Origin of the sequence: cyanobacterium endosymbiont of Epithemia turgida isolate EtSB Lake Yunoko (assembly GCF_000829235.1) — a bacterium.
Classification (GTDB): Bacteria; Cyanobacteriota; Cyanobacteriia; order Cyanobacteriales; family Microcystaceae; genus Rippkaea.
The window spans coordinates 964,416-986,477 of the sequence record NZ_AP012549.1 but is presented as its reverse complement, the minus strand read 5'-3'; the positions used below and the strand labels follow the sequence as shown (position 1 = coordinate 986,477).

Annotated in this window: 17 protein-coding genes and 1 pseudogene; 12 read left to right on the top strand and 6 right to left on the bottom strand. The window is 34.1% G+C overall.

Annotated elements, in window-relative coordinates:
- Positions 1–545: 545 nt before the first annotated feature.
- The 3 genes from ETSB_RS03050 (at position 546) to ETSB_RS09860 (ending at position 2,576) form a co-directional block, all read left to right on the top strand.
- Complete coding sequence (locus ETSB_RS03050; RefSeq protein ID WP_171816454.1) at positions 546–740, top strand: NAD(P)H dehydrogenase subunit NdhS; 195 nt, start codon at positions 546–548, stop codon at positions 738–740.
- An 89-nt stretch (positions 741–829) separates the two neighbouring features.
- Entirely contained in the window at positions 830–1,498 is a 669-nt protein-coding gene (locus tag ETSB_RS03045) for an HAS-barrel domain-containing protein (protein ID WP_044106203.1), read from the top strand.
- A gap of 913 nt (positions 1,499–2,411) precedes the next feature.
- Positions 2,412–2,576: a hypothetical protein gene (locus tag ETSB_RS09860; RefSeq protein ID WP_171816386.1), complete on the top strand. Its 165-nt coding sequence runs from the start codon at positions 2,412–2,414 to the stop codon at positions 2,574–2,576.
- A 90-nt stretch (positions 2,577–2,666) separates the two neighbouring features.
- Here the strand turns inward: ETSB_RS09860 and ETSB_RS03040 are convergent, their stop codons facing one another.
- The 3 genes from ETSB_RS03040 to ETSB_RS10840 all read right to left on the bottom strand — a co-directional run bounded on the left by ETSB_RS03040 (position 2,667) and on the right by ETSB_RS10840 (position 5,043).
- A complete protein-coding gene (locus ETSB_RS03040; RefSeq protein ID WP_044106202.1) occupies positions 2,667–2,903 on the bottom strand; it encodes a hypothetical protein in 237 nt (78 codons plus the stop codon).
- A 277-nt stretch (positions 2,904–3,180) separates the two neighbouring features.
- Positions 3,181–4,668 carry a TM0106 family RecB-like putative nuclease gene (locus ETSB_RS03035; protein ID WP_044106201.1) on the bottom strand — a complete coding sequence of 496 codons (1,488 nt, stop codon included), beginning with the start codon at positions 4,666–4,668 and terminating at the stop codon, positions 3,181–3,183.
- 210 nt (positions 4,669–4,878) lie between these two features.
- A complete protein-coding gene (locus ETSB_RS10840) occupies positions 4,879–5,043 on the bottom strand; it encodes a hypothetical protein (RefSeq protein WP_408643666.1) in 165 nt (54 codons plus the stop codon).
- 183 nt (positions 5,044–5,226) lie between these two features.
- Here ETSB_RS10840 and ETSB_RS10835 point away from each other — a divergent pair, with 183 nt between their 5' ends.
- The 4 genes from ETSB_RS10835 to ETSB_RS03025 all read left to right on the top strand — a co-directional run bounded on the left by ETSB_RS10835 (position 5,227) and on the right by ETSB_RS03025 (position 8,310).
- Positions 5,227–5,430: a hypothetical protein gene (locus tag ETSB_RS10835; RefSeq protein WP_408643665.1), complete on the top strand. Its 204-nt coding sequence runs from the start codon at positions 5,227–5,229 to the stop codon at positions 5,428–5,430.
- 370 nt (positions 5,431–5,800) lie between these two features.
- On the top strand, positions 5,801–6,082 hold the full coding sequence (locus ETSB_RS10830) for an aminotransferase class V-fold PLP-dependent enzyme (RefSeq protein ID WP_408643664.1): 282 nt from the start codon (positions 5,801–5,803) through the stop codon (positions 6,080–6,082).
- A 323-nt stretch (positions 6,083–6,405) separates the two neighbouring features.
- Entirely contained in the window at positions 6,406–6,552 is a 147-nt protein-coding gene (locus ETSB_RS10235; RefSeq protein WP_232509849.1) for a hypothetical protein, read from the top strand.
- A 585-nt stretch (positions 6,553–7,137) separates the two neighbouring features.
- Positions 7,138–8,310: a sugar phosphate nucleotidyltransferase gene (locus ETSB_RS03025; RefSeq protein ID WP_044106199.1), complete on the top strand. Its 1,173-nt coding sequence runs from the start codon at positions 7,138–7,140 to the stop codon at positions 8,308–8,310.
- Positions 8,311–8,527: 217 nt separating this feature from the next.
- Here ETSB_RS03025 and uvrB read toward each other — a convergent pair whose 3' ends face one another.
- Positions 8,528–10,537 carry an excinuclease ABC subunit UvrB gene (gene uvrB / locus ETSB_RS03020; RefSeq protein ID WP_052470614.1) on the bottom strand — a complete coding sequence of 670 codons (2,010 nt, stop codon included), beginning with the start codon at positions 10,535–10,537 and terminating at the stop codon, positions 8,528–8,530.
- A gap of 440 nt (positions 10,538–10,977) precedes the next feature.
- On the opposite strand from uvrB, the gene ETSB_RS09855 reads away from it, so the two are divergent.
- Together ETSB_RS09855 and gcvP are read left to right on the top strand one after the other, a co-directional pair.
- Positions 10,978–11,118, top strand: coding sequence for a hypothetical protein (locus tag ETSB_RS09855; RefSeq protein WP_171816385.1), 141 nt, complete (start codon positions 10,978–10,980; stop codon positions 11,116–11,118).
- Positions 11,119–12,150: 1,032 nt separating this feature from the next.
- Positions 12,151–15,105, top strand: coding sequence for an aminomethyl-transferring glycine dehydrogenase (gene gcvP, locus ETSB_RS03015; protein WP_044106198.1), 2,955 nt, complete (start codon positions 12,151–12,153; stop codon positions 15,103–15,105).
- A 491-nt stretch (positions 15,106–15,596) separates the two neighbouring features.
- On the opposite strand, the gene cobA is transcribed toward gcvP, so the two are convergent.
- Both cobA and ETSB_RS03005 read right to left on the bottom strand, forming a co-directional pair.
- Positions 15,597–17,135: a uroporphyrinogen-III C-methyltransferase gene (gene cobA / locus ETSB_RS03010; protein WP_044106197.1), complete on the bottom strand. Its 1,539-nt coding sequence runs from the start codon at positions 17,133–17,135 to the stop codon at positions 15,597–15,599.
- A gap of 24 nt (positions 17,136–17,159) precedes the next feature.
- Positions 17,160–17,395: pseudogene (locus tag ETSB_RS03005) on the bottom strand (hypothetical protein).
- Positions 17,396–17,555: 160 nt separating this feature from the next.
- Here ETSB_RS03005 and ETSB_RS03000 point away from each other — a divergent pair.
- The 3 genes from ETSB_RS03000 (at position 17,556) to ETSB_RS02995 (ending at position 22,009) form a co-directional block, all read left to right on the top strand.
- Positions 17,556–19,466, top strand: a complete 1,911-nt coding sequence (locus ETSB_RS03000; protein WP_044106196.1) for an NAD(P)/FAD-dependent oxidoreductase — start codon at positions 17,556–17,558, stop codon at positions 19,464–19,466.
- Positions 19,467–19,563: 97 nt separating this feature from the next.
- On the top strand, positions 19,564–19,725 hold the full coding sequence (locus ETSB_RS10825) for a pentapeptide repeat-containing protein (RefSeq protein ID WP_145972270.1): 162 nt from the start codon (positions 19,564–19,566) through the stop codon (positions 19,723–19,725).
- A gap of 1,837 nt (positions 19,726–21,562) precedes the next feature.
- A complete protein-coding gene (locus ETSB_RS02995; RefSeq protein ID WP_044106195.1) occupies positions 21,563–22,009 on the top strand; it encodes a phosphomannose isomerase type II C-terminal cupin domain in 447 nt (148 codons plus the stop codon).
- The last annotated feature ends 53 nt before the right edge of the window (positions 22,010–22,062 follow it).

Genomic DNA, 22,062 nt, shown 5'->3' with positions numbered 1-22,062 from the left:
GTCAAATCATAATATTATTCACCAAAGTTAGTTTGAAAAAATACAAAGATAACATTGTCTAATAAATAATTGTCTGCATTAAATCATAAAATTTTAAAAATTCAGGGTAGTCAATCGATCAATAGAAATAATTTGTCTTTCTTCCAAAGATTACTTACCCTGACAAGCTATTTATCGTCTAAAAAACTAAAATACAGTCTATTACTTAAACAAGTATTTACTTATTAACATAAATTTTATAATCAAAATTTAACATAACTAAAAAAAATTCTAAAGATAATATCTCGATAATTGAGATTCATGGAAAAATTAATTTTACTAATCAGTTCAGTCAAAGATTTAATAGTTCTGTTGAAACTACAATAAATATTATTAAGTTAAATAATAATTTTTTGTGACTGTAATATATAGATCTTAAACGATAATCAAACAAAATAAATAATAGGGAACTATTCCTTACGATCAACTGTTGTTTATCCTATGAACTAAATATCTTTGGTGTTAAGCTAATACAGAGAAACGTTACTAATGAGACAAAAACTATGATGATTTTACCTGGTACAACCGTGCGAGTTACTAATCCTGATGATACTTACTACTCTTTTGAAGGACTTGTACAGCGGGTGAGCGATGGAAAAGCTGCTATTTTATTTGAAGGAGGTAACTGGGATAAACTCGTCACCTTCCAACTATCCGAATTAGAAGCATTTGATCCCATAGCTGTTAAAAATAAGAAATAGCATTAATTGTACGTTTGTAGTGGGCTCCTTTAAGATTGATTAAATGGGGCTCAGTCCCTTATTCTAATAATTTAGATAATGAATAGCGTATGCGTTTTCCCCTACTCCGATTTGTAACAGATAACCGTCAACCGAGTCATATTGCTGAGGTCATTGAAACATCAACCACTCAATTTTTAGCTCAATGTCTCGAACCTGAAGAACTCAACTTTCCGGTGATGCCTGCTTTTGGCAGTTGGGTTAAATCCTTAGATGAAGAATCAGGGAATAAAATTTTGGGGATTGTCACTTACGCTACTACTTCACCCATTGACTCAGTACATCGAGCACGAGCGTTAGGATTATCTTTGACAGATTTACGCGAGCAGCAACCCCAAATTTTTGCTATGCTAAGAACCGAGTTTCGCACCAGCATTGTCGGTTTTGAAACTCCTTATCATGGGGTCAATAATAATGGAAAAACTCATGACAGAGTTTATCAATATTTACCCCCTCGTCCGCCCCAAATTCATCAGGGAGTCTATCTATGTCAACCTGAGGAAATTATTCACTTTAGTGACAAAACAGATTTTTTGCGCATTCTTCTACAAGTTAAGGATGCCCCACTTGAAGCCTTAATTGCTGCTACAATACGAGAGATTTATTTATTACGAAAAACTGAGCGGGATTGGCTAGTTAAAGTCGGACGAAATTTAAGTATTTTACTAAAAGACGATTATGATCGTTTGCAATATATTCTAAGCCAAGTTGTTCTTTAACTAGAAAACAAATTGTAGGGAATTGTAGTAAAGCTTACAAAGTAATACTTTATTTACTGTGTTTTTGTCATAAATAGTTTATAATAGCTTTAATTGTTAATTATCTTTACGATTAACACCTCTCTAATTATAAACTTACTTATTTACGTAACAAATTTGTACAAGTTTTAGACAAAAAATTAAATTATAAGATTTTACTGTCTTTAGCAAAAACTAAACGACAAATCTTAATCTAGATTAAATAAAATTTAATGCTGACTTGATGACTAAACCTTCAATCCATCCTATCACAACTAATCAAACTGTTTAGGTCATAAGGTTAACATCATGTAAAAAAGAAAACATAAATACTAGCATTAAATCTGTTATAAATCTATAAGCGATTTTCCTTTTAGTCTTTTCAATATACCAATTTACTCCCTTAATGAGTCTTAAAAGTATTGATAAATAAGATAAACAAAACATTAGAAGGTAAAAATCACTGACTCTCCATAAAAACATTATTTGTATGACTTCCGTAGGACATTTTTTTCTCGTAGCAACTAAAGAAAAATAAATACACTTAGGATAAACCGCCATTTTCTAAAAAAAGTTACGTTCTAGAAAAGTTTTTAGAATATTTTATACTTTTCAACTTTGAGAACTGGTTTGATAAGCCTAAGTAGTATTCTTGGCTGGTTTTGCTTGCTGAACTACAGTGTTTATCTCACCAACGAGATTCACTTGAGATACCTTCTTAATTTAGAGCCTTTAATTTTTCGGACATCAAAACCTGAGTAAATAGTCAAAACCATCATCTGTTAATAGTGGTCATTGGAACTAAACATTATACTCTGTCAATCTCTGTTATTGAAAAAAATAAGTATTTATATCTACAATAGAAGCTTTAGAAGATTCTTTTAGGAGAATAGCTATGCCTTCGAAAACAATGCAATTATTTTTCGCTCTTAGTCTAGCCACTATCATCGGAGCTTGTTCTAGTCCTTCTGAAGAAGATGGAACGCTTGAAGATAGCATTCAACCTACTACCGAAGAAATTACTCCTGGTGCTGAAGACGCCGAAAGTGGCGAAGACTAATTCATTTTTTTAGACCGAAGCTGTTGGATTGATGAAATATGAAAAGTCTAAATTCCAACAGCTTTTTGTTGTTTCCTAGTGATCTTAAACTTATTTATCGCTCACGTTAACTTGAATAGCATTGAAAACAGGCGATCCAAATCTTAGCAACATAATTAAACTCACCAAATGAATTGACCAATGGGCAATGATTAATCCCCAAATTAGACAAGTCAGGGCACTCGCAGCGGCTAAAACCCCGAAAATATCATTGTCTGTCCGTTGGTACCACAAAGTACTCCCGATGGAGATTATGAAGAATAAGAGAGGAAAAACTGGGAGCATCATAACAAATCACCTTCTGATCACTGTAGGTTAACAAAAACGTTAGAGGGAAAATCCTACGGTCCTCATCATCTTCTGAACGCCTGTCCTTAATTTGAGGATAACATTGACGTTCTCAAAAAACTGGTAATCTAGATAACCAAACTGAGAAATTGTAAAAAATATTTACATAACTTTAAAAACAAAGACATTGCTCATCAGAAATTAGTCTTGTTCATAAATAATTGTTGAACTAGATTAAAAAAGTTTAGAGTCTTTTCATATCAGTTCTTCGAAATCTTTAACCTAGAAATTCTAATAACCAATTTTTGAGACAAAGAGTTGCACGACAGTCATCCTCGTTATAACGCAAAATAGAGGATAATAAAGTACGATCTTCTGTCTTTAACCATTGATCATACCAACAAACGCATTGATCTCCACTAATACCAGGGTCACGCCAATGAAATCCAATCCAGTTTGCTAATGATTTTAGGGAATAACTTTCCACAGGTAAAATTACAGAGGTAATAACACGGTGATGAAGATCAACAAAACGAGATAATAAATGTTCTAGTTGCCATTGAGGAGTTTGGTACAATTTAGCTAACCGTTTCATTGTTTCTACTTCATACTCAGAAAAGTGAAAAATAGGAGCATTTTGATATTGGTCAACTAAGTCAAGGAACTGTTGCCAAATTTGCTGCTCGTCTTCAGGATTTTCTGCCAACAAAGGATAAAATGTCTCTGTTTGGGTTGAGTGTTCTACCAATAGTACCCCTAATAAATAATTTAAGTTCCGTTCTGGTTCAGCTTCAATATCGAAATATAACTCAAATTCTCGAGTAGGAATTAATCCATGAATATCGCTTTGAAACTTGGATTTTCGGATCGCCCGATTGTCTACTATCGCTTGGGCTTGTTGTTGGAGTTGGTTAGCCAAATCAGAATCCATGACTTCTTTCATATTCACAGGACAAATATCGGCCAAAGATTCTACTGTCCCTACCCCTATGTCCAACAAAGACTGATAACGACTCTGTGTTACCCCTGGAACTAACGATAAATGTTTTTGAGATTGGGCAATTGCATAACAATGTTTATACCAATGGCACAAATTACACCGTTGACGAGAAATAAACACTTCTGGCTCTTGAGATTGGGTGAGCATTTCCAAACAGTCTGTAGCCAGTATCTTAAGTCTTGGTAACCATTGGCTCAAATCTACTTCATAATGGTTATGTTGGCGTAAAATTAACGTCGGTGCTGGAGGAAGGGTTTCTTGAAGATTGCCTAAAAGATAAGCATAAAACGTTGCAACGATTTTATATTCAGTTTTGGGACGACGACCTAAATAAATACTTACAGGAGAATAGAACCAATCCCCAAATTTTGACTGTCCAGGGTGTCTAATTAATAATGTGGGTTTTCCCAGACAATTAAACTCATGATGATCCGGGAACAGTGTTAGAGTCGAGTGAGGGTGATACTGCTCCCTAAATTCGTGAGATTCAAACAATGTTCCGTTATAAATACAGCTAATCCCTTGTCTCATCAAAGCTTCCGTGGCTCTTGCCTGATCTTTCGAATTTTTTAAGTCATATTGAGGCTTTTGATAATGGGAATAAAATGTTTCCAGGGTTGAAGTAATATGAAGTTGATTTTCCTGACGTAACTTTAGCAAAAAGTCCCGTTCAACACCTTTTTTGAGGGAATCACCATAAACATTAAGAAAGGCACGCCGTTGACAGCGTTTATAATCGAGTAAGAGGATATCAGTTAGCAGCATTCTTGAGTTTGAGGATAAAACATAAAGCTAGAAAAAGGATATAGATATCAAAACAGAGAAAAAGTAACTATCTTTGCTTTAGCGTAGTATTTCTGCTTTTAGAAAAAGCTACTAAAGTGGAATATCACTAAAAATATTTCTACTATCCTAAAAATATAAACTAAGAGCAATGAAGACATTTTAACGCCAACTATCTATGTCATATTTGCCTTATAGATTTTTCCTCACTGTGAATGTTGGGTAGCCCATGATAGACATCCAAGGGATTACCTTCCTCTTAAAACAGTAACGACAAGAATTTCCTAGCCTAAGCAACAAGGTTGATTTAAATTTTCGAGGACAAGGAACCCTACCCCGTTCAGCTTTAGAAGCCATTATTGATCCTCACGAATTTTTGCAGCAGAAAGGACCGTTTTCCCTACGAGTTAATAGTTGCTGACAACAAAAGGAAGTTTTACTCAGACAAGAATTAGCTTGAAAATTAAGTATATTTACTTAAACAATTTCTTTGACTGAAAACGTGACCTTTGGATGTAATATTGTTCTCTGGGGCATTGATTGACAAAAATATGTCGCATTTTAATAACCAATTGTGAGCATCCTGGTATCATTGCTATTGTTCAAGAAATTGCTCGGCGTTTTGGGGGAGAAATTACAATCTGTTCCATCTTAAAAACCCTAAATAAAGGAAACCCCACCACCTTAATTCAGGACTATTTAACCCCCACAACCCGATTAGTGATCCTCAGCCATTTACTCTAGAATACCGGACATATGTTACTCTTGGATGAGATTGTCAGTGTTTGTTATCATTTTTCTCACAGTGATCGCTTTATCAGGGTTTTAGTCAATGCAGCCCAGTCAGCTGGCTCTTCACTCCTATATTTAGCTACCTCGGGGGGAGATTGTTATGCTTGCTTTTACTGCCCATAAATAGTTTTGCGGTCCAGTAGGTGTTGGGGTACTCTATCTTAAACCTAAAAGTTTCGATTACTTAAATCCAACTTTTATTGGTTGGTGAAGGATTGATGTTAACGGGAATGGACAACCTATAGCTTGGAAAAATAATGGAAGGGAATTTGAAGTAGCCTCCTCAGCCTATCCCCAATATAAAGGATTACGGGCAGCCCTGGTGGTTCATAAAAATTGGGGAGAAGTCGAAACCCGCTATAAACAAATTTGTCAATTGAGTGCCTATTTATGGCAGGTATTATCTAAAATTAAGGGTATAAAATGCTTGAATAACTCTGATACTGAAGCTGGTTTAGTTTCCTTTCAGGTTACCCGAAACTTTGCTCATAAAAAATTATTTCAGGCATTGGATAATAAAGGGTTTTTATTGAAAAACCTCTATTATCCCGATTGCATTCGAGTCTGCATTCATTATTTTACCCTTTCGGCTGAAATAGAATAGTTAGTAGAGGCTATTGACTCGATTGTTGGATAAGTTCAAGCTTTAGATAATTGCGGAACTTTCCCCTATTACAGGCATTAATTAGACATCGAACCCGAAACGATTTTCTCATTCCTCAAACATTATAAAAAGAAAAGCAGCTTAGGCTGTTCTCTCAAATACGGGTAGGCGGGACCTCTACACTTTTTAACTTCATTATGACTATATCCTTAGCCAGTAAGACAATCGCTAGCTTAATTGATTTAGCACAATAAGGAGATATTGGTCCCTGCAATGTTGAAGTAATTGATCGCTTTTTAGATGAATCAGGCATAAACCATGACTTGGATCTAGGCTATCAACAGGATAACTTACCAAGATCTGGACAAGCTTTTCTTTGGGACTCGATGTTGGTAGGCTTCAAGTCCGACACACTCGAAAAACTTGACTCAACACAAGATCAAGAAAAATATCAGTTAAATTTCCGTTAAATTACCCAAAATTTCTCTAATCGTTCCTTAACCCTTTACTTAGAACAAAAACTTTGTCGTCGCATTGCTGCCTCTCCCCCTAGTCAACGCCGTATCACCCTCTTTGAACTTATTACCCATATTGAAGAAATCGCTGAAGAATTGGCTTGTACCAAACCTAATAGTATTCAACAACGTAAACAACCTTCTAATGCCTCTTGTAAAAAAGCTAAATAAATTATAACTCAATTGGCTCATCAAGAGAATTTAACTGAATTAGCCCAACAATTAGAACAGTTTTTTCAAAAGAAATTATCATAATTTGTCCAAACCCAAAATTGGATTAAATTGGAAGAATTATTAACTTTTTGGTATTAGGATAAAATCCCCCAATACTCCCGAAGTTAAGCGTGATCGTGTGGGAATTTTGGGGCATTATGGCTGTTATGTTCCCAGTCTAAGGTGGAATTATCCCAAGAGAAATTTTATCAAGACCTAAAAATACAAGTCCTTCGATCATAACTTCCTAAGCTTTTGAAATGGTAAATGGTAAACTGAGCATTGTCATCCTAGACACTTGTGACAGTGATTGAGGAAATAACATTAATGAAAGCCATGATTTTGGCCGCAGGAAAAGGCACTCGTGTTCGTCCAATTACCCATACCATCCCTAAACCCCTAATTCCCATTCTCCAAAAACCAGTAATGGAGTTTCTTCTTGAACTCTTACGACGGCACGGTTTTATTGAGATCATGGTCAATGTGAGTCATTTAGCTGAAGAAATTGAAAGTTATTTTCGTGATGGACAACGGTTTGGCGTACAGATTGGCTATTCTTTTGAAGGTCATATTGCAGATAATGGAGATTTAGTTGGCGATGCATTAGGTTCAGCGGGAGGATTGAGGCGAATTCAAGATTTTAATCCTTTTTTCGATGATACCTTTGTGGTACTTTGTGGAGATACCCTAATTGATTTAGATTTGACAGCCACAGTTAAACAACATAAAGAAAAGGGAGGAATCGCTACAATCGTTACTAAATCGGTTTCTAAAGAAGTGGTTTCTAGTTACGGTGTGGTAGTTAGCGACGAAGAGGGACGCATTCAAACTTTCCAAGAAAAACCCTCAATTGAAGAAGCAATTAGCACTGAAATCAACACGGGAATTTATATCTTTGAACCTGAAATTATTGATTATATTCCTCCAAATCAAAAGTATGATATTGGGGGTGAATTGTTCCCCCAATTAGTAGCAAAAGGTGCGCCCTTCTATGCGGTTAATATGGACTTTGAATGGGTAGATATTGGCAAAGTTCCTGATTACTGGCACGCCATTCGTGGTGTCTTACTACGAGAGATTAAAAATGTTGCTATTCCTGGGGTGGAAGTTAAGCCAGGGATTTATACCGGACTCAATGTTTTAGTTAACTGGGATAAAGTGAATATTCAAGGACCGGTTTATATTGGTGCAATGACTCACATTGAAGATGGGGCAACCATTATTGGTCCAAGTATGATTGGACCTAATTGTCGGATTTGTAGCGGCGCAACAGTAGACAACAGCGTTATTTTTGAATATTCTCGCCTCGGTCCGGGGGTGCGTTTAATGGATAAATTGGTATTTGGTCGTTATTGTGTGGACAAAACAGGGGCTTCTATCGATGTCCAAGCGGCAGCCCTAGATTGGTTAATTACCGATGCACGTCAAAAAGTCTCTCACACAAACCATAATCCCCAACAAGCAATTGCCGATTTACTCAATAAAGATGGTTGGATATAAACAACACTGTCACAGGTTTAGCAATTGCGGAGTCTTGAATTCTCCATACTTTAAAAGTATAGATTATAACAGTGAAATTTATGCACAATAAATTGACAATTAGACTTATTGATTTATTAGTTTTGATTGACGACCATGAATCTATTTCTTGCTCGTGATCTTACTGCTATCTTTTATGATTCAAGAATTTGAAGTAAACTATCGATTAAATATATTGTTAATGACCTAGCAACTTATCTCGTAAATATTTAATTTTATCTCGATATTTAGCGGCTGTTTCAAATTCTAATTGTTTAGCAGACTCTTTCATTCTTATTTCTAAGTCTTGAATTAATTCTGGTATTTTTTCCAAAGTCAATTCATCAGACTTTTGATGAACTTCTCCGATTTCACTTTGTTGAGATTTTAGACGTCGAGAAATATCTAAAAATGTTAAAATAGCATTACTATCTCTTGTAATAATAGGTTGGGGAGTAATACCATTAATTTTGTTGTAAGCCATTTGAATTTCCCTACGTTCTTCAGTTTGTTCAATGGCTTTCATCATACTTTTAGTTAAATTATCTGCGTACAAAATAGCCTGACCATTTACATTACGTGCTGCCCGCCCAATGGTTTGAATTAAAGACCGTTCAGTCCTTAAAAATCCTTCCTTATCTGCGTCTAAAATAACCACTAAAGAGACCTCTGGTAAATCTAATCCTTCCCGCAATAAATTTACTCCAATTAAAACATCAAACTCTCCTTTTCGTAAAGCTTGCAATATTTCAATTCGGTCAATAGACTTGATTTCTGAATGAAGATATTGGACTAAAATTCCTCGATCTCCGAAATATTCTGCCAAATCTTCAGCCATGCGTTTTGTTAAGGTAGTAACTAAAACTCTTTCTTTACGCTTTGTTCTATCTTTTATTTCTCCTAATAAATCGTCAACTTGTCCTTCAGCAGGACGGACAAAAATTTTAGGATCTAATACCCCTGTTGGTCGAATAATCTGCTGATAAATTCTATCTTCTGATTGTTCAATTTCCCAATCTCCAGGTGTTGCTGAAACAAAAATACACTGATTAACTTTTTCCCAAAATTCTTCTGCTTTTAAAGGTCTATTATCCGCCGCACTTGGAAGACGAAAACCATGCTCAATTAACACTTGTTTACGAGAGCGATCACCATTATACATTCCCCTCAACTGAGGAACAGTAACATGCGATTCATCTACTATAAGTAACCAATCTTTAGGAAAATAATCAATTAAACATTCAGGAGCTTCCCCGGCATTTCTTCCGGCTAAATGACGGGAATAATTTTCGACACCATTACAATATCCTACCTCTTGCAATAAATCCAGATCATAGCGAGTTCGTTCACTAATTCTTTGTGCTTCTATTAATTTTCCTGCCTTTTCTAGGGCTTTAACTTGTTTTTCCAATTCTGCTTGAATTTGTTTACAGGCAGATTCAATTTTTTCTTTAGGAGTTACGAAGTGACGGGTAGGATAAATATTAATTTTTTTTAGACTTTGTAAAATATCTCCTGTCACTGGATCTAGATATCGCATTGCCTCAATTTCATCTCCAAAAAATTCAACACGAATTACCCTATCCTCATATGCTGGAACAATTTCTAAAACGTCCCCTTTAACCCGAAATTTACCTCGTTGTAAGTCAAGATCATTACGAGAATAATGTATCCCAACTAAATCCCGTAATAATTGACGTTGATTCACTTCTTTACTGACTTCTAAAGTAACTGCCACTTTGAGATATTCCGAAGGTATTCCTAAGCCATAAATACAACTAATAGAAGCAACCACAATCACATCTTTACGTTCAAATAAAGAACGAGTTGCGGAGTGACGTAGCATATCAATTTCATCGTTTATAGAAGAACTTTTCTCAATATAGGTATCACTGACAGGAATATAGGCTTCCGGTTGATAATAATCGTAATAACTAATGAAATATTCCACAGCATTGTCAGGAAAAAATTGCCGTAATTCATTACACAATTGAGCTGCTAATGTTTTATTAGGAGCTAGGACTAGAGTTGGTTTGCCGATTTGTTCAAGGACAGCAGCGATAGAAAAAGTTTTCCCAGTTCCTGTCGCTCCCAATAGCGTCTGAAATCGATTTTTAGCTTGTACCGAAGTGACTAGTTCGGCTATTGCCTTGGGTTGATCTCCTTTAGGTTCAAAAGGCGCTTCAAGATAGAAAGGACTAATATTCATAATTTAAAGAAAAAATATTCTAGAATAATAAACACTATTACAGACTCTTATAGTAGTTTGAAGAGAGGAGCTACACTTTAATATGATAAAATGAGGCAATAGAGACGTGCCAGAATAAAAATAATTTTAAAAAAAAAGTTAGAGCATAATTATCCTGAGTTACTTAACCTTTAAATAGCTACTTTGTGGCACTATAAGCAAGGATATTAAAATTATGACTACTTAAAAAGTAGAAACTAGCGGAATTAAAACTAAAAAAACATAGAACTGGCTAAAGTAATAAAAACTAGTACCGAGGGTAAAAAGCTCAAGAAGAGCAATCTACTAGTGTATTATCGGTTGAAGAAAAGACAATTTACTTTTTTCACTGCATACAATTAATTGTAGAAAAAGGTCATTTTCCTGCGAAGCGTTCCATTGAAGCAAGTCACTTAAGCATTGTGAGAACTTACAGTGCTGTAGAAAGTGATCGTTTCGTAGTCGCCAGTAGTATAAATGTTATAAGAACTTTAACTATTTCTGGTCAACTTCCTATTGTAGCTAGTTATTTACACGTAAATGAAACCTATGCGGTGATGTGAAATCGTACTGTTGCTGCTAATAAAGTAAGTAATTCTGCGTTATTAATGAAATTTTTTGATTAATTATTCCCTATTTACAGTAAAAATCTTCAGTCACATTGATGGTGTCTGGTAATTTTTCAGGATTTTAACTTTAGAGACAATATAGAAGAAGAGTATCTTGCGCATTTCATTGGCTGGCAAGGTTGCTTCTTGTAGCAGACGCACATAAATTTTTTTTCAGTCCCAGGACTTAAATAAAATATCAGTAAAATTTGCCAATCAATAATCGCTATCTTAAGCAAAGTATTGTTGGCAAATGCGCCTTCTAACAAAATTTTAAGAAAATTAGGACAAGTTAATGGGGCTATTTAGTGAATTAACATGCTCAAAGAGTACGTTTTGCTAAATATTTGGTTATAGGAATCTATTTTAACACAAATAACTCGCTTATAATTTTTTAAAAAAGCAGGAAACCTGGGAGTGCTCTTTCAAAATGTTGTCAGTAAAGGTTGATAGTAGAGTGAATATTAATGATAATTTTTGATAGTCAGAATTAACCATAGTCGTAGTACTCGTAATTCTCAGTAATTTATCAGGATTTTAACTTGTGAATGAACGTAATACTGTAAACTAAAGCTCATATAAAAATTTTAGGTAATCTCTTAATGCATAAGATAAAGTTATTTCGTAATATATACCATTTGAGGAATTTTGACAAAAAAACAATACTTATAACCATAAAAATGCTTTATACTAAAAATAATATTTAAAAAAAATTATGATAATAAAGGTGAGCAATTATTACCTAAATATAAACTTTAAGTAAGTATTATAATTATTAAAATATTGAATAATTTTTCAAAAATACAGATAAAGATTTTAAATTTAAAATCTTTATCTACATGTAGAGATAATTTATATTGCCTTTTATTTTTTTAAAAAATCCATCATATAAAAAATATACTTTCACATTGCAAACCTTTATAACGACAGCTTACAATAAATTTTTGATACCATCTTTAAAAAAAAGTAAACCCGATTTAACTAAATATGCCTAACTTGGATATTACGACAAACCTTCAACTAACCTCTAGTGAAATACTAGAAAATATTGAAACTAATCTTAAGACAACAGATTCTTTTGTCAAGCGGCATATAGGAGCTAATAAAGAGGAAATCAAACAAATGCTTAAGGTGTTAGGCTTTTCCACCCTAGAGCAACTGATTGAAGCTACTATTCCCAAAAGCATACGAATGAGTCAACCGCTAAAACTACCCGCTTCTCAAAGTGAATACGCTGCACTAGTCCAATTAAAATCAATTGCATCTAAAAATCAAATTTATCGCTCATTTATTGGAATGGGTTACTATGATTCCATTACTCCCCCAGTTATTCAACGTAATATCTTAGAAAATCCAGGTTGGTATACTGCTTACACCCCATATCAAGCTGAAATTGCGCAAGGAAGACTTGAAGCATTGTTTAACTTCCAAACTATGATAGTGGAACTCACTGGACTCGAAATTGCTAACGCATCCTTACTTGATGAAGGAACTGCAGCAGCAGAAGCTATGAGCATGAGTTATGGACTGTGCAAAAATAAAGACGCTTATGCTTTCTTTGTGTCTAGTCACTGTCATCCTCAAACCATCGAAGTCATTAAAACTAGGGCTAATCCATTAGGAATCAAGATCATCGTGGATGACCATCGCTTCTTTGAATTTGAAGTTCCTATTTTTGGGGCATTACTTCAATATCCGGCAACTCATGGAGTTATATACGATTATCGCAGTTTTATTGATAAAGTTCATGAAATGCAAGGTTTAGTTGCCGTAACGGCCGACCTCTTAAGTTTAGCGTTGTTGACTCCCCCTGGCGAAATTGGGGCAGATATCGCCGTGGGAAGCAGCCAACGTTTCGGTGTTCCTTTAGGGTATGGGGGCCCTCATGCAGCTTATTTTGCTACACGAGAGGCCTATAAACGGCAAATTCCAGGACGCATTGTTGGTCTATCAAAGGATACTCAAGGAAATCCCGCATTACGGTTGGCGTTACAAACTAGAGAGCAACATATTCGCCGTGAAAAGGCTACTAGTAATATTTGTACCGCCCAAGTCTTACTCGCAGTGATTGCATCAATGTACGGAGTATATCATGGTGCCGAAGGGATTAAAGCTATCGCTCAACGCATCCATCAACTAACTGTAATTTTAGCCGCAGGTCTAAAACGTCTTAACTACAGTATTGAAGATGAGCATTTCTTTGATACTATTCAGATAGGAGTAGATAATTCCAGTGCATCAGCTATAATTGAAGTAGCTCAAACTCGTAGAATTAACCTACGCTTAGTAGATGAGGGATGTGTAGGCATTAGTTTGGATGAGACTACTACTGTACAAGACATTATTGACTTATGGCAAATTTTTGCTGATCAAGATGAACTTTCTTTTACAGTTACTGAAATCGCTGAAACAGTAAAGTTGGACCTGCCTGATTTCTGTCGACGTACCACAGACTACTTAACTAGTCCTGTATTCAGTCACTACCATTCTGAGAGTAAATTACTGCGATACTTGCACCAACTAGAGGCCAAAGATTTAGCATTGAACACGTCGATGATTCCCTTGGGGTCATGTACCATGAAGTTAAATGCAGCTGCCGAAATGTTTCCGGTTACTTGGCCAGAATTCGCAAAAATTCATCCTTTTGCCCCGCTATCCCAAACAAAAGGCTATCAAATTGTATTTGAACAGTTAGAAAACTGGTTAGGGGAAATTACAGGATTTGATGGTGTTTCGTTGCAACCAAATGCGGGTTCTCAAGGAGAATATGCAGGGTTGCAAGTGATTCGGAAGTATCATCAAAGTAGAGGAGAAGGACACCGTAATATTTGTTTAATTCCTGAGTCCGCTCATGGAACAAATCCCGCTAGTGCAGTAATGTGTGGTATGAAAGTTCTTGCAGTAAAATGTGATAAGGATGGCAATATTGACACTGCAGACTTAGATGAGAAAGCCCAGAAACACACTGAAAACTTAGGTGCATTGATGGTAACATACCCTTCTACTCATGGGGTATTTGAAATGGAAATTATTAAAATTTGTGACATTATTCACCGTAACAAGGGTCAAGTCTATATGGATGGGGCGAATATGAACGCCCAAGTTGGATTATGTCGTCCGGCAGACTTTGGGGCTGATGTTTGTCATCTCAATTTACACAAAACTTTCTGTATTCCTCATGGCGGTGGTGGACCAGGAATGGGACCTATTGGTGTTAAATCTCATTTAGTGCCTTTCTTGCCCAGTGTGTCCATAGAAAAATACACTAACCCAAATGACAACAATGATAAAGTAGAACAATCTATTGGGGCAATTTCAGCGGCTCCTTGGGGCAGTGCCAGTATTTCCGTGATTTCTTGGATGTACATCGCTATGATGGGGACTCAAGGGTTGACTGAGGCAACAAAAGTGGCTATCTTAAATGCAAATTATATGGCTAAACGTCTCGAAGGTTATTATCCTATTTTATTTAAAGGAACATCCGGTTGTGTTGCCCACGAATGTATCATCGATTTACGTTCTCTGAAGGAACGTGCTGGGGTGGAAGTGGATGATATTGCAAAACGGTTGATGGACTTTGGTTTTCACGCGCCTACGGTATCTTGGCCGGTTCTTGGGACGATGATGATCGAACCCACCGAAAGTGAAGATAAGGAAGAATTAGACCGTTTTTGCGAGGCCATGATTGCTATTTACAAAGAGGTAGAAGCCATCGAAAATGGGTCTATTGACCCCGAGAATAATCCTCTAAAAAATGCACCCCATACCGCAAAAACGGTAATTTGTGGTGAGTGGAACCGTCCCTATTCTCGTGAACAAGCTGCTTATCCTGCACCTTGGACAAAACAATATAAATTCTGGCCGATTGTAGGACGTATTGATAATGCTTATGGAGATAGAAATTTAGTTTGTTCTTGTGAAGGAATGAAAGTTTATCAATAAAGTTAACGTGGGTTCGAGGATAATTTCTGGAGAAAAAAGAAAGTAGTATTTATTGAAATCTGATGTTATGGACATAAATCTTATCTCGATCTCACGTAAATACTTTTTGATTTGGATTACTTCTTTCAAAAAAGAACAACTAAATTGTAAAAAATATTTCCTATAACTATTTCTGAGAAGTACTGATTGGTGAGAAAAAAACTTGAATAAGACAATTGAATACATAATTGTTAATAAAAAACAAAGAAATTGACGGACTAAGTTAATATTTTTAGTATCAATGATTGTATAGAATTAATTAAATTGATATATTATGGCTTCTTTCTTGACATCGTGTATTAACGTTTTTATCAATCATTTTAATTGCTAAGCCAATAAATCTCTTAATATCAGCTAATTTAGCTGGTAATTTTTTTCAGCTAATGATATATACCTAATAAATAGAAGATATTTAAAATATTTATGAGAACATTTAAGCCTAATTTAACTCTTTAGCATCGGCTATTTTCTATGTCCTCTACTAACGCTTTTTTTAATCCTTCTAAAGTATATTCTCTTGCTTCAATATCAGTTTTTCCTAAAAGCTCATAACAAGTTTTAGAAGTTTGAGGTCCAATAGATGCGATAATAATTTTATCTAAAATAGATGATATTTTTTTTTGTGAGCTTTTACCTAACTTTCGGTAAATTAAATTATAAAAATTACGAACAGTTTTAGAACTAGTAAAGGTAATAATATTAACTTTTTTTTGTTGTAAAACTTCCCAAGCTTTAGGACTAATTTTATTAGGACATCTTGACTGATAAGTAGCTATTTCTGAGACTTGCGCTCCTTGCTGCTTTAATTTTTTAGACAAAATATCTCTACCTCCTGTTTCGACACGGGGGACCAAAATATTCTTATTATTCAAAGATTCTGGAAAGTTTTCTACTAAGGAATCAGCTACAAAATCAGGGGGAATAAAATCAGGTTTTAATCCATATTTTTTCAGTACGTAAGCCGTTTTTTCTCCCACTACTGCTAATTTAATCCCTGCCAATACCCGAACATCTTCACCTAAAGTTTCTAACCGTTGAAAAAAAAATTTAATCCCATTCGCTGAAGCAAAAATTAACCAATCAAAGCTAGACAGTTTCTCAATAGCATGATCTAAACCCTTCCAACTCGATGGGGGAATAATTTCTAAAGCCGGCATTTCAATTACCCTTGCTCCCTGTTGTTGTAACATCAAGCTAAACTGACTTAATTGTTCTGCTGCACGGGTAACTAAAACCGTTTGTCCGGCAAGGGGACTGTAAGAAAAGTTCATATTTTTTAGACCAACAACTTTGCCAATAACAATAACCGCAGGAGATAAAGATACCCCTGATATCTGATTTACTATGTCTCCTAACGTCGATATCCCAACCTCTTGCTGAGGACTTCCCCCGTGACGGATAATCGCAGCAGGTTCTGAAAAAGATCGCCCATTTTTTTGTAACTGAAAGACAATTTGGGGTAATGTCCTTCCTGGCATTAAAATGACTAATGTATCTATTTTTGCTAAGACTTCCCAGTCAAGTAAATCCGGTTGATGGCCTGTCAAAACCGTGAAACAGCAACTTAAATTTTTGTCCGTTAAAGGAATTCCAGCTAAGAAAGGGGCAGCTAAGACAGAATAAATCCCTGGAACTAATTCATAATTGCAATTTGCTTGGGTTAAGACTTTAATTTCAGAATTAACTCGAGCAAAAATTGAGGGATCGCCACTTTTTAACCTAACTATCTGTTTTCCTTGAAGACAATAAGTCACCAAAAGCTGATTAATGGTATTTTGATTGATACTAGGGAAGCCTCCTCGTTTCCTTACATTTAGCTTCATACAATTGTCTGGAGCTAAATGTAGGGAAACGAGGAGTTGAGAATCAACTAAACCGTCATAAATTAGAACTTGGGCGTTACTTAGTAAATGTTGTCCTCTGAGGGTTAAATAAGCAACAGAACCAATTTTCGCCCCTACTAAATAAACTTTTCCTCGACGATCACTCATCTACTCTCATGCCTCTAACTTGTTTCAAGGTAACACTTGCCATACTTGCTCTACAAGATTACTCAGGCAACGGCGTTGAATGAGATCAAGCATAAAATCATCTTGTAAAACTTCGGCGGTTAACTCATCTAACGATTGTCCCTGAGAACTGGCAAGTTTAACAACACCAGAGATTGCCAAAACAATCATTTCTTTATCAACAGGTTGACTGGGGGGAAGGAAAAAATTTCTTCAGAACTAGCGGAGATGAGATAATGCATAACCAATCAACTACGGCATTAGATAATGTGGATGATGATATGAAACAATTATAAATTTTTACAAAAGTGTCTGTCGCCCTACAATAGAACATAAGTTTAGTTTTTTTCTATATAAGTTAATTCTATATTTTTTCTTGAGTTTTTTCCTCACAATTTTGAGATGCAAGAAATCCTTTACTTAGAAATTCCAACACCCCATATAGATATTGTCTCTAACTGGTTGCAAGATAAATGGACTCCCCAGGTAGGACAAAAGGTGATTACACCCCAAGGTATTCGATTACAATTGATCTCTAATTCTGTATCAACTAGACTTATCATGTCCGAAACAGAGTTATCAATTTTTCTTTGGTCAGTTCAACGAACTACTTATCTTAAAATGTTTCGTTGGGGAAAAAAGCCATTTCCTTCAGAGGGAAATATTCGCCATCAATTAACCAAAGACATTCAACAGGTTTTTCTCCCTCAATATCCCAAAATTTATGATTTCGATTTATCAGCAACTTCAATCTTTGAGAACTTAGAAAATAATTATCCCCAAACCGTTCATTTTTTTCGAAAAATGCCTCAAGGGGAAACAGACTTGCAAAGAGTCTATTGGTGGGAAAAACGCTGGTATGAAGGGGTACGAAGCCCACAAAAACCCAAACAGGTCATATTTTTTCAAGAATTCTCCAAAGAAACTGTGATCAATTACGACATTATTTATGTTGGTGGTGCTTTAGGAGCAGTTCACGCAGCGATGATGGCACAATTAGGCTATCAAGTTTTAATAGTAGAACGATTAGCTTTTGGACGGATGAATCGAGAATGGAATATTTCCCGTTCTGAATTTCAAACTTTAATTGATTTAGGATTATTTACTCCAGAAGAATTTGAAAGTATTATTATCAGGGAATATGTTGATGGGTTTAACAAATTTTTCGATGGTAATAATCCTCCCCATCTTAAAGCAGAGGTTTTACATAATAACACAGCTTTAAATATTGCTATTGATACCACTAAATTTTTAAATTTATGTGGAGAAAAACTACTTAAATTAGGAGGAAAAATCTTAGATAAAACAGAATTTATTCGTGCTGATATTGACCCTGATGGAGTAACTATACAGTTAGTTAACTTAGATAATAGAACTTCTCAAAAGGTGAGAGGAAAATTGTTAATTGATGCTATGGGAACAGCTTCTCCTATTGCTTGGCAAATGAATGGAAAGCAAACTTTTGACAGTGTTTGTCCGACAGTCGGGGCAATTATTGAAGGATTATCTCCTAAAGTTTGGAACTCAGAATATGGAGATGTATTAAACTCCCATGGAGATATCTCCAGGGGACGACAATTGATTTGGGAATTATTTCCAGGGAAAGGAGATGAGTTGACAATTTATTTGTTTCATTATCATGAAGTACATTCTGAAAACCCTGGATCTTTATTGGAAATGTATGAAGACTTTTTTAATATCCTACCGGAGTATCGTCGCTGTGATTTAGAGAAATTAGTTTGGAAAAAGCCAACTTTCGGTTATATTCCAGGTCATTTTTCTATGGGAAAACGCGATCGTCAAGTAGCTTTTGAGCGACTTTTATCAATTGGGGATGCCGCTTCTTTACAATCTCCTTTGATTTTTACAGGTTTTGGCTCTTTAGTCCGCAATTTAGGTCGTTTAACTCGTTCTTTAGATCTAGCATTAAAAAATAATCGTTTAACAGCAAAAGATTTAAATGAAATTCGTGCCTATCAAAGTAATGTTGCAGTGACATGGTTATTTTCTAAAGGAATGATGGTTCCCACCGGAAAACCCTTGCCTCCTCAAAGAATTAATGCGATATTAAATACCTTTTTTGGACTCCTCGCAGATTCTCCTACAGAGGTAGTAGATGCCTTTCTTAAGGATAAAACCACTTGGATAATGTTTAACCAATTAGCCTTAAAAGCGGCTATAAAAAATCCAATATTGTTATATTGGATTTGGGAAATGGCAGGTACTCAATATCTTTTACGGTGGTTAAAATCTTATCTTGATTTTACTTTAGATGCTTTTAAAAATTTATGGTCAAGAAACAAGCATCAATAATTTATAATCATCAAGGTTTTAGGGCTTTTCCTGAAATTACCTAGATTTAACTCATTCGTCTAGATAAAACCCTTATTTTCCAGCTAAATATGAGTGAATTATTAATCACAAGCTACAGTTACAAAAAAATTGTATTAAAGTGAATCTACGGAGAGTAGACCTCAATAAAACAAATTTAAAACAATGCAATTTAAGTAAATTCACTTTAAAAGTAGCCAGTTTAGATAAAAAATTTTTTACTGAAGTTTCTGCTATTTAGTAGGTATCTCTAAACAAATTTTTTATCTAAATTATTGTGTATCCTTTCAAATTGCCTAACTAGTGTCAGAACCCTATTTATCATACCTAAAAAGCAATGGTACAATCAGACTAAATATTAGATTATGAAAATAATTATATATTTTAAGCAAGGGAAAACTTAAGGAAAAATAGAGATTGTTAAGAATAAAACTAATTGGATTTCAAAGAGAGCTTATAGATTCATAAAATTTGTTAGTTCTTAACTCTAAAATGTTATTACTTTATTTTTTTTAGAATTTTAATAAAATTTAATCCTAACTTTTGTTCCTTTATATTTCCAGAATTATGTCAAAAATTATCGCAAGTTTTTTTTCGGTAGTTAATTTAACTTTTCTTTCTTTTTATTTTTTTTAACAAAATTTTGGGATCACGGGTAAAATTTGATAGCTCTTATTCTTCTAATTATGTTAGTTAAATTTTTGTACAAGCTAATATCTAGTGAATATTCTTTTAGAAGTAGTTTGCAATTTTACCATGATTTTAGATTAGCATATCCAATATATATTTTACTTGATGTAGTTTCACTAGACATTGTCTAAGAAATTGAAACATAGATCAGGTAATTATTTTCTTAGAAAAACATAATTACAACGGTGATAAATAACATTATTTTTATAATCTTGACAAAGTATTTTAACAAGAAGACTTAGAAAAAGTCTACAATATAATTATTATAGTACAGCTATTGCTTAAAAATGGGATAAAGCTAGATTTTTTTGCAAAGATTATGGTAAAAACCATGAAATAAGTTACTTTTTTATGTTGATTTTTTTAAAAAAGGTGTCACAGTAACTCTTTAAGTTCATGAAAATATCCAACAGCAAAGAAAACATTAATAATCTATAAGTTATGTTTTATAAAAAAACCTGTCTTGTTGAAAAATTACAATAATTATTATTTCTATTTTTAGATAAAAAAACTTTTTAATTTTCTGATATTTTTACTATTTATAGAAGTAATTACTTTCAAAAATATTGTTAATAATCGTACTGAATGAAACATTTAAATAAATTTCTCCTGAACGCCTAAAAAAAATAGTAGATAAAATTAAAGAACTGAATTAGTTCAGTTTATTGTTACTCATAAAATATTTTTTACTTACTAAAAATGTTAAAATATTATAAAACATAATATTTTAATTTAGCCCAATCTAATTCAAGTAAATAAGTTTTAATATTAGCTATTTTTTTATTATAAAAATATATTTTCTGAGATACTTAATATCTTTATAGATAATAGTCTTAATGTTTTTTTAGTTTATTAACATATATTTTGTTTAAAAAATATTTAAGTAATCAATAATAACCAGATGTTATATTTTATGTTTTATGTTTAAATCATATTTAATATAAACCTTTTTTAATTAATAATTAATATTACATAGAACATAATAGAGTTAAAAAATAATCATATATTTTCAATTGACACCTAGAAAAATAGATTTAATAGCTCTTGTTTCTTTCTATGAAAATACAAAAAATATACACCATCTATACAATAATTTTGATTTTAATTATCTTTAGTAATTTTCATGAAACTGACTCTATATAATACTACTGTCTATCGGATCTTTTTTTGATAAGAGTTATTAAAGTCATTGCTGACTACTTAGAAATGTATAAATAAACTCATGAATAGAAAATTTAGTCAAATTTATCTCATATTTTTCTCAGTAGATTTATTTTTAGTATTTGCAGCAAGCTCACTGCTATTTTGAATGATTTATGCTACGGTATTCAACGAATATCGTAAAATTATTAAATTTTAAATTTTTTACCTTCCGAGGAATAAATAATATGGTTCAAACAAAACAAGTTACTAGCAATAAAAAAGAGACTGCTAACAACAAAAATAGTCTTGTATCTATCCCCTTTTCTGTTTCTCATAACGGTATATGTGCTACTGAAATGCGCCCTTGGGGATCATTTACTACCCTAGAAGAAGGGCCAGGATATAAAATTAAACGCATTGAAGTTAATCCTGGACACCGTCTCAGTTTGCAAATGCACTACCATCGTAGCGAGCACTGGATTATTGTTTCAGGAACTGCTAGAGTTATCTGTGGAGATAAAGAAGAGATTTTAGTGGCTAACCAATCTACTTATGTTCCTCAATGTACAGTACACCGCCTAGAAAACCCGGGAGTGATTAAATTAATTCTTATTGAAGTACAAAATGGGGAATATTTAGGAGAAGATGATATTGTTCGTTTTCAAGATGATTACTCTCGTCATCAAGCGTAAGTAAATTTTAAAAAATTAACAAGGTCTATTGTCAAGTTCATGAAATCTGTCTT

Excerpts from the sequence above, each read along its gene's own strand:
- ETSB_RS09860 (WP_171816386.1), top strand. The coding sequence starts at position 2,412 with ATGCCTTCGAAAACAATGCAATTATTTTTCGCTCTTAGTCTAGCCACT.
- ETSB_RS03035 (WP_044106201.1), bottom strand. The coding sequence starts at position 4,668 with ATGCTGCTAACTGATATCCTCTTACTCGATTATAAACGCTGTCAACGG.
- ETSB_RS03045 (WP_044106203.1), top strand. The coding sequence starts at position 830 with ATGCGTTTTCCCCTACTCCGATTTGTAACAGATAACCGTCAACCGAGT.
- ETSB_RS03040 (WP_044106202.1), bottom strand. The coding sequence starts at position 2,903 with ATGATGCTCCCAGTTTTTCCTCTCTTATTCTTCATAATCTCCATCGGG.
- cobA (WP_044106197.1), bottom strand. The coding sequence starts at position 17,135 with ATGAGTGATCGTCGAGGAAAAGTTTATTTAGTAGGGGCGAAAATTGGT.
- ETSB_RS02995 (WP_044106195.1), top strand. The coding sequence starts at position 21,563 with ATGGTTCAAACAAAACAAGTTACTAGCAATAAAAAAGAGACTGCTAAC.
- ETSB_RS03000 (WP_044106196.1), top strand. The coding sequence starts at position 17,556 with ATGCAAGAAATCCTTTACTTAGAAATTCCAACACCCCATATAGATATT.
- gcvP (WP_044106198.1), top strand. The coding sequence starts at position 12,151 with ATGCCTAACTTGGATATTACGACAAACCTTCAACTAACCTCTAGTGAA.
- ETSB_RS03050 (WP_171816454.1), top strand. The coding sequence starts at position 546 with ATGATTTTACCTGGTACAACCGTGCGAGTTACTAATCCTGATGATACT.
- ETSB_RS10840 (WP_408643666.1), bottom strand. The coding sequence starts at position 5,043 with ATGGCTTCTAAAGCTGAACGGGGTAGGGTTCCTTGTCCTCGAAAATTT.
- ETSB_RS03025 (WP_044106199.1), top strand. The coding sequence starts at position 7,138 with ATGAAAGCCATGATTTTGGCCGCAGGAAAAGGCACTCGTGTTCGTCCA.
- uvrB (WP_052470614.1), bottom strand. The coding sequence starts at position 10,537 with ATGAATATTAGTCCTTTCTATCTTGAAGCGCCTTTTGAACCTAAAGGA.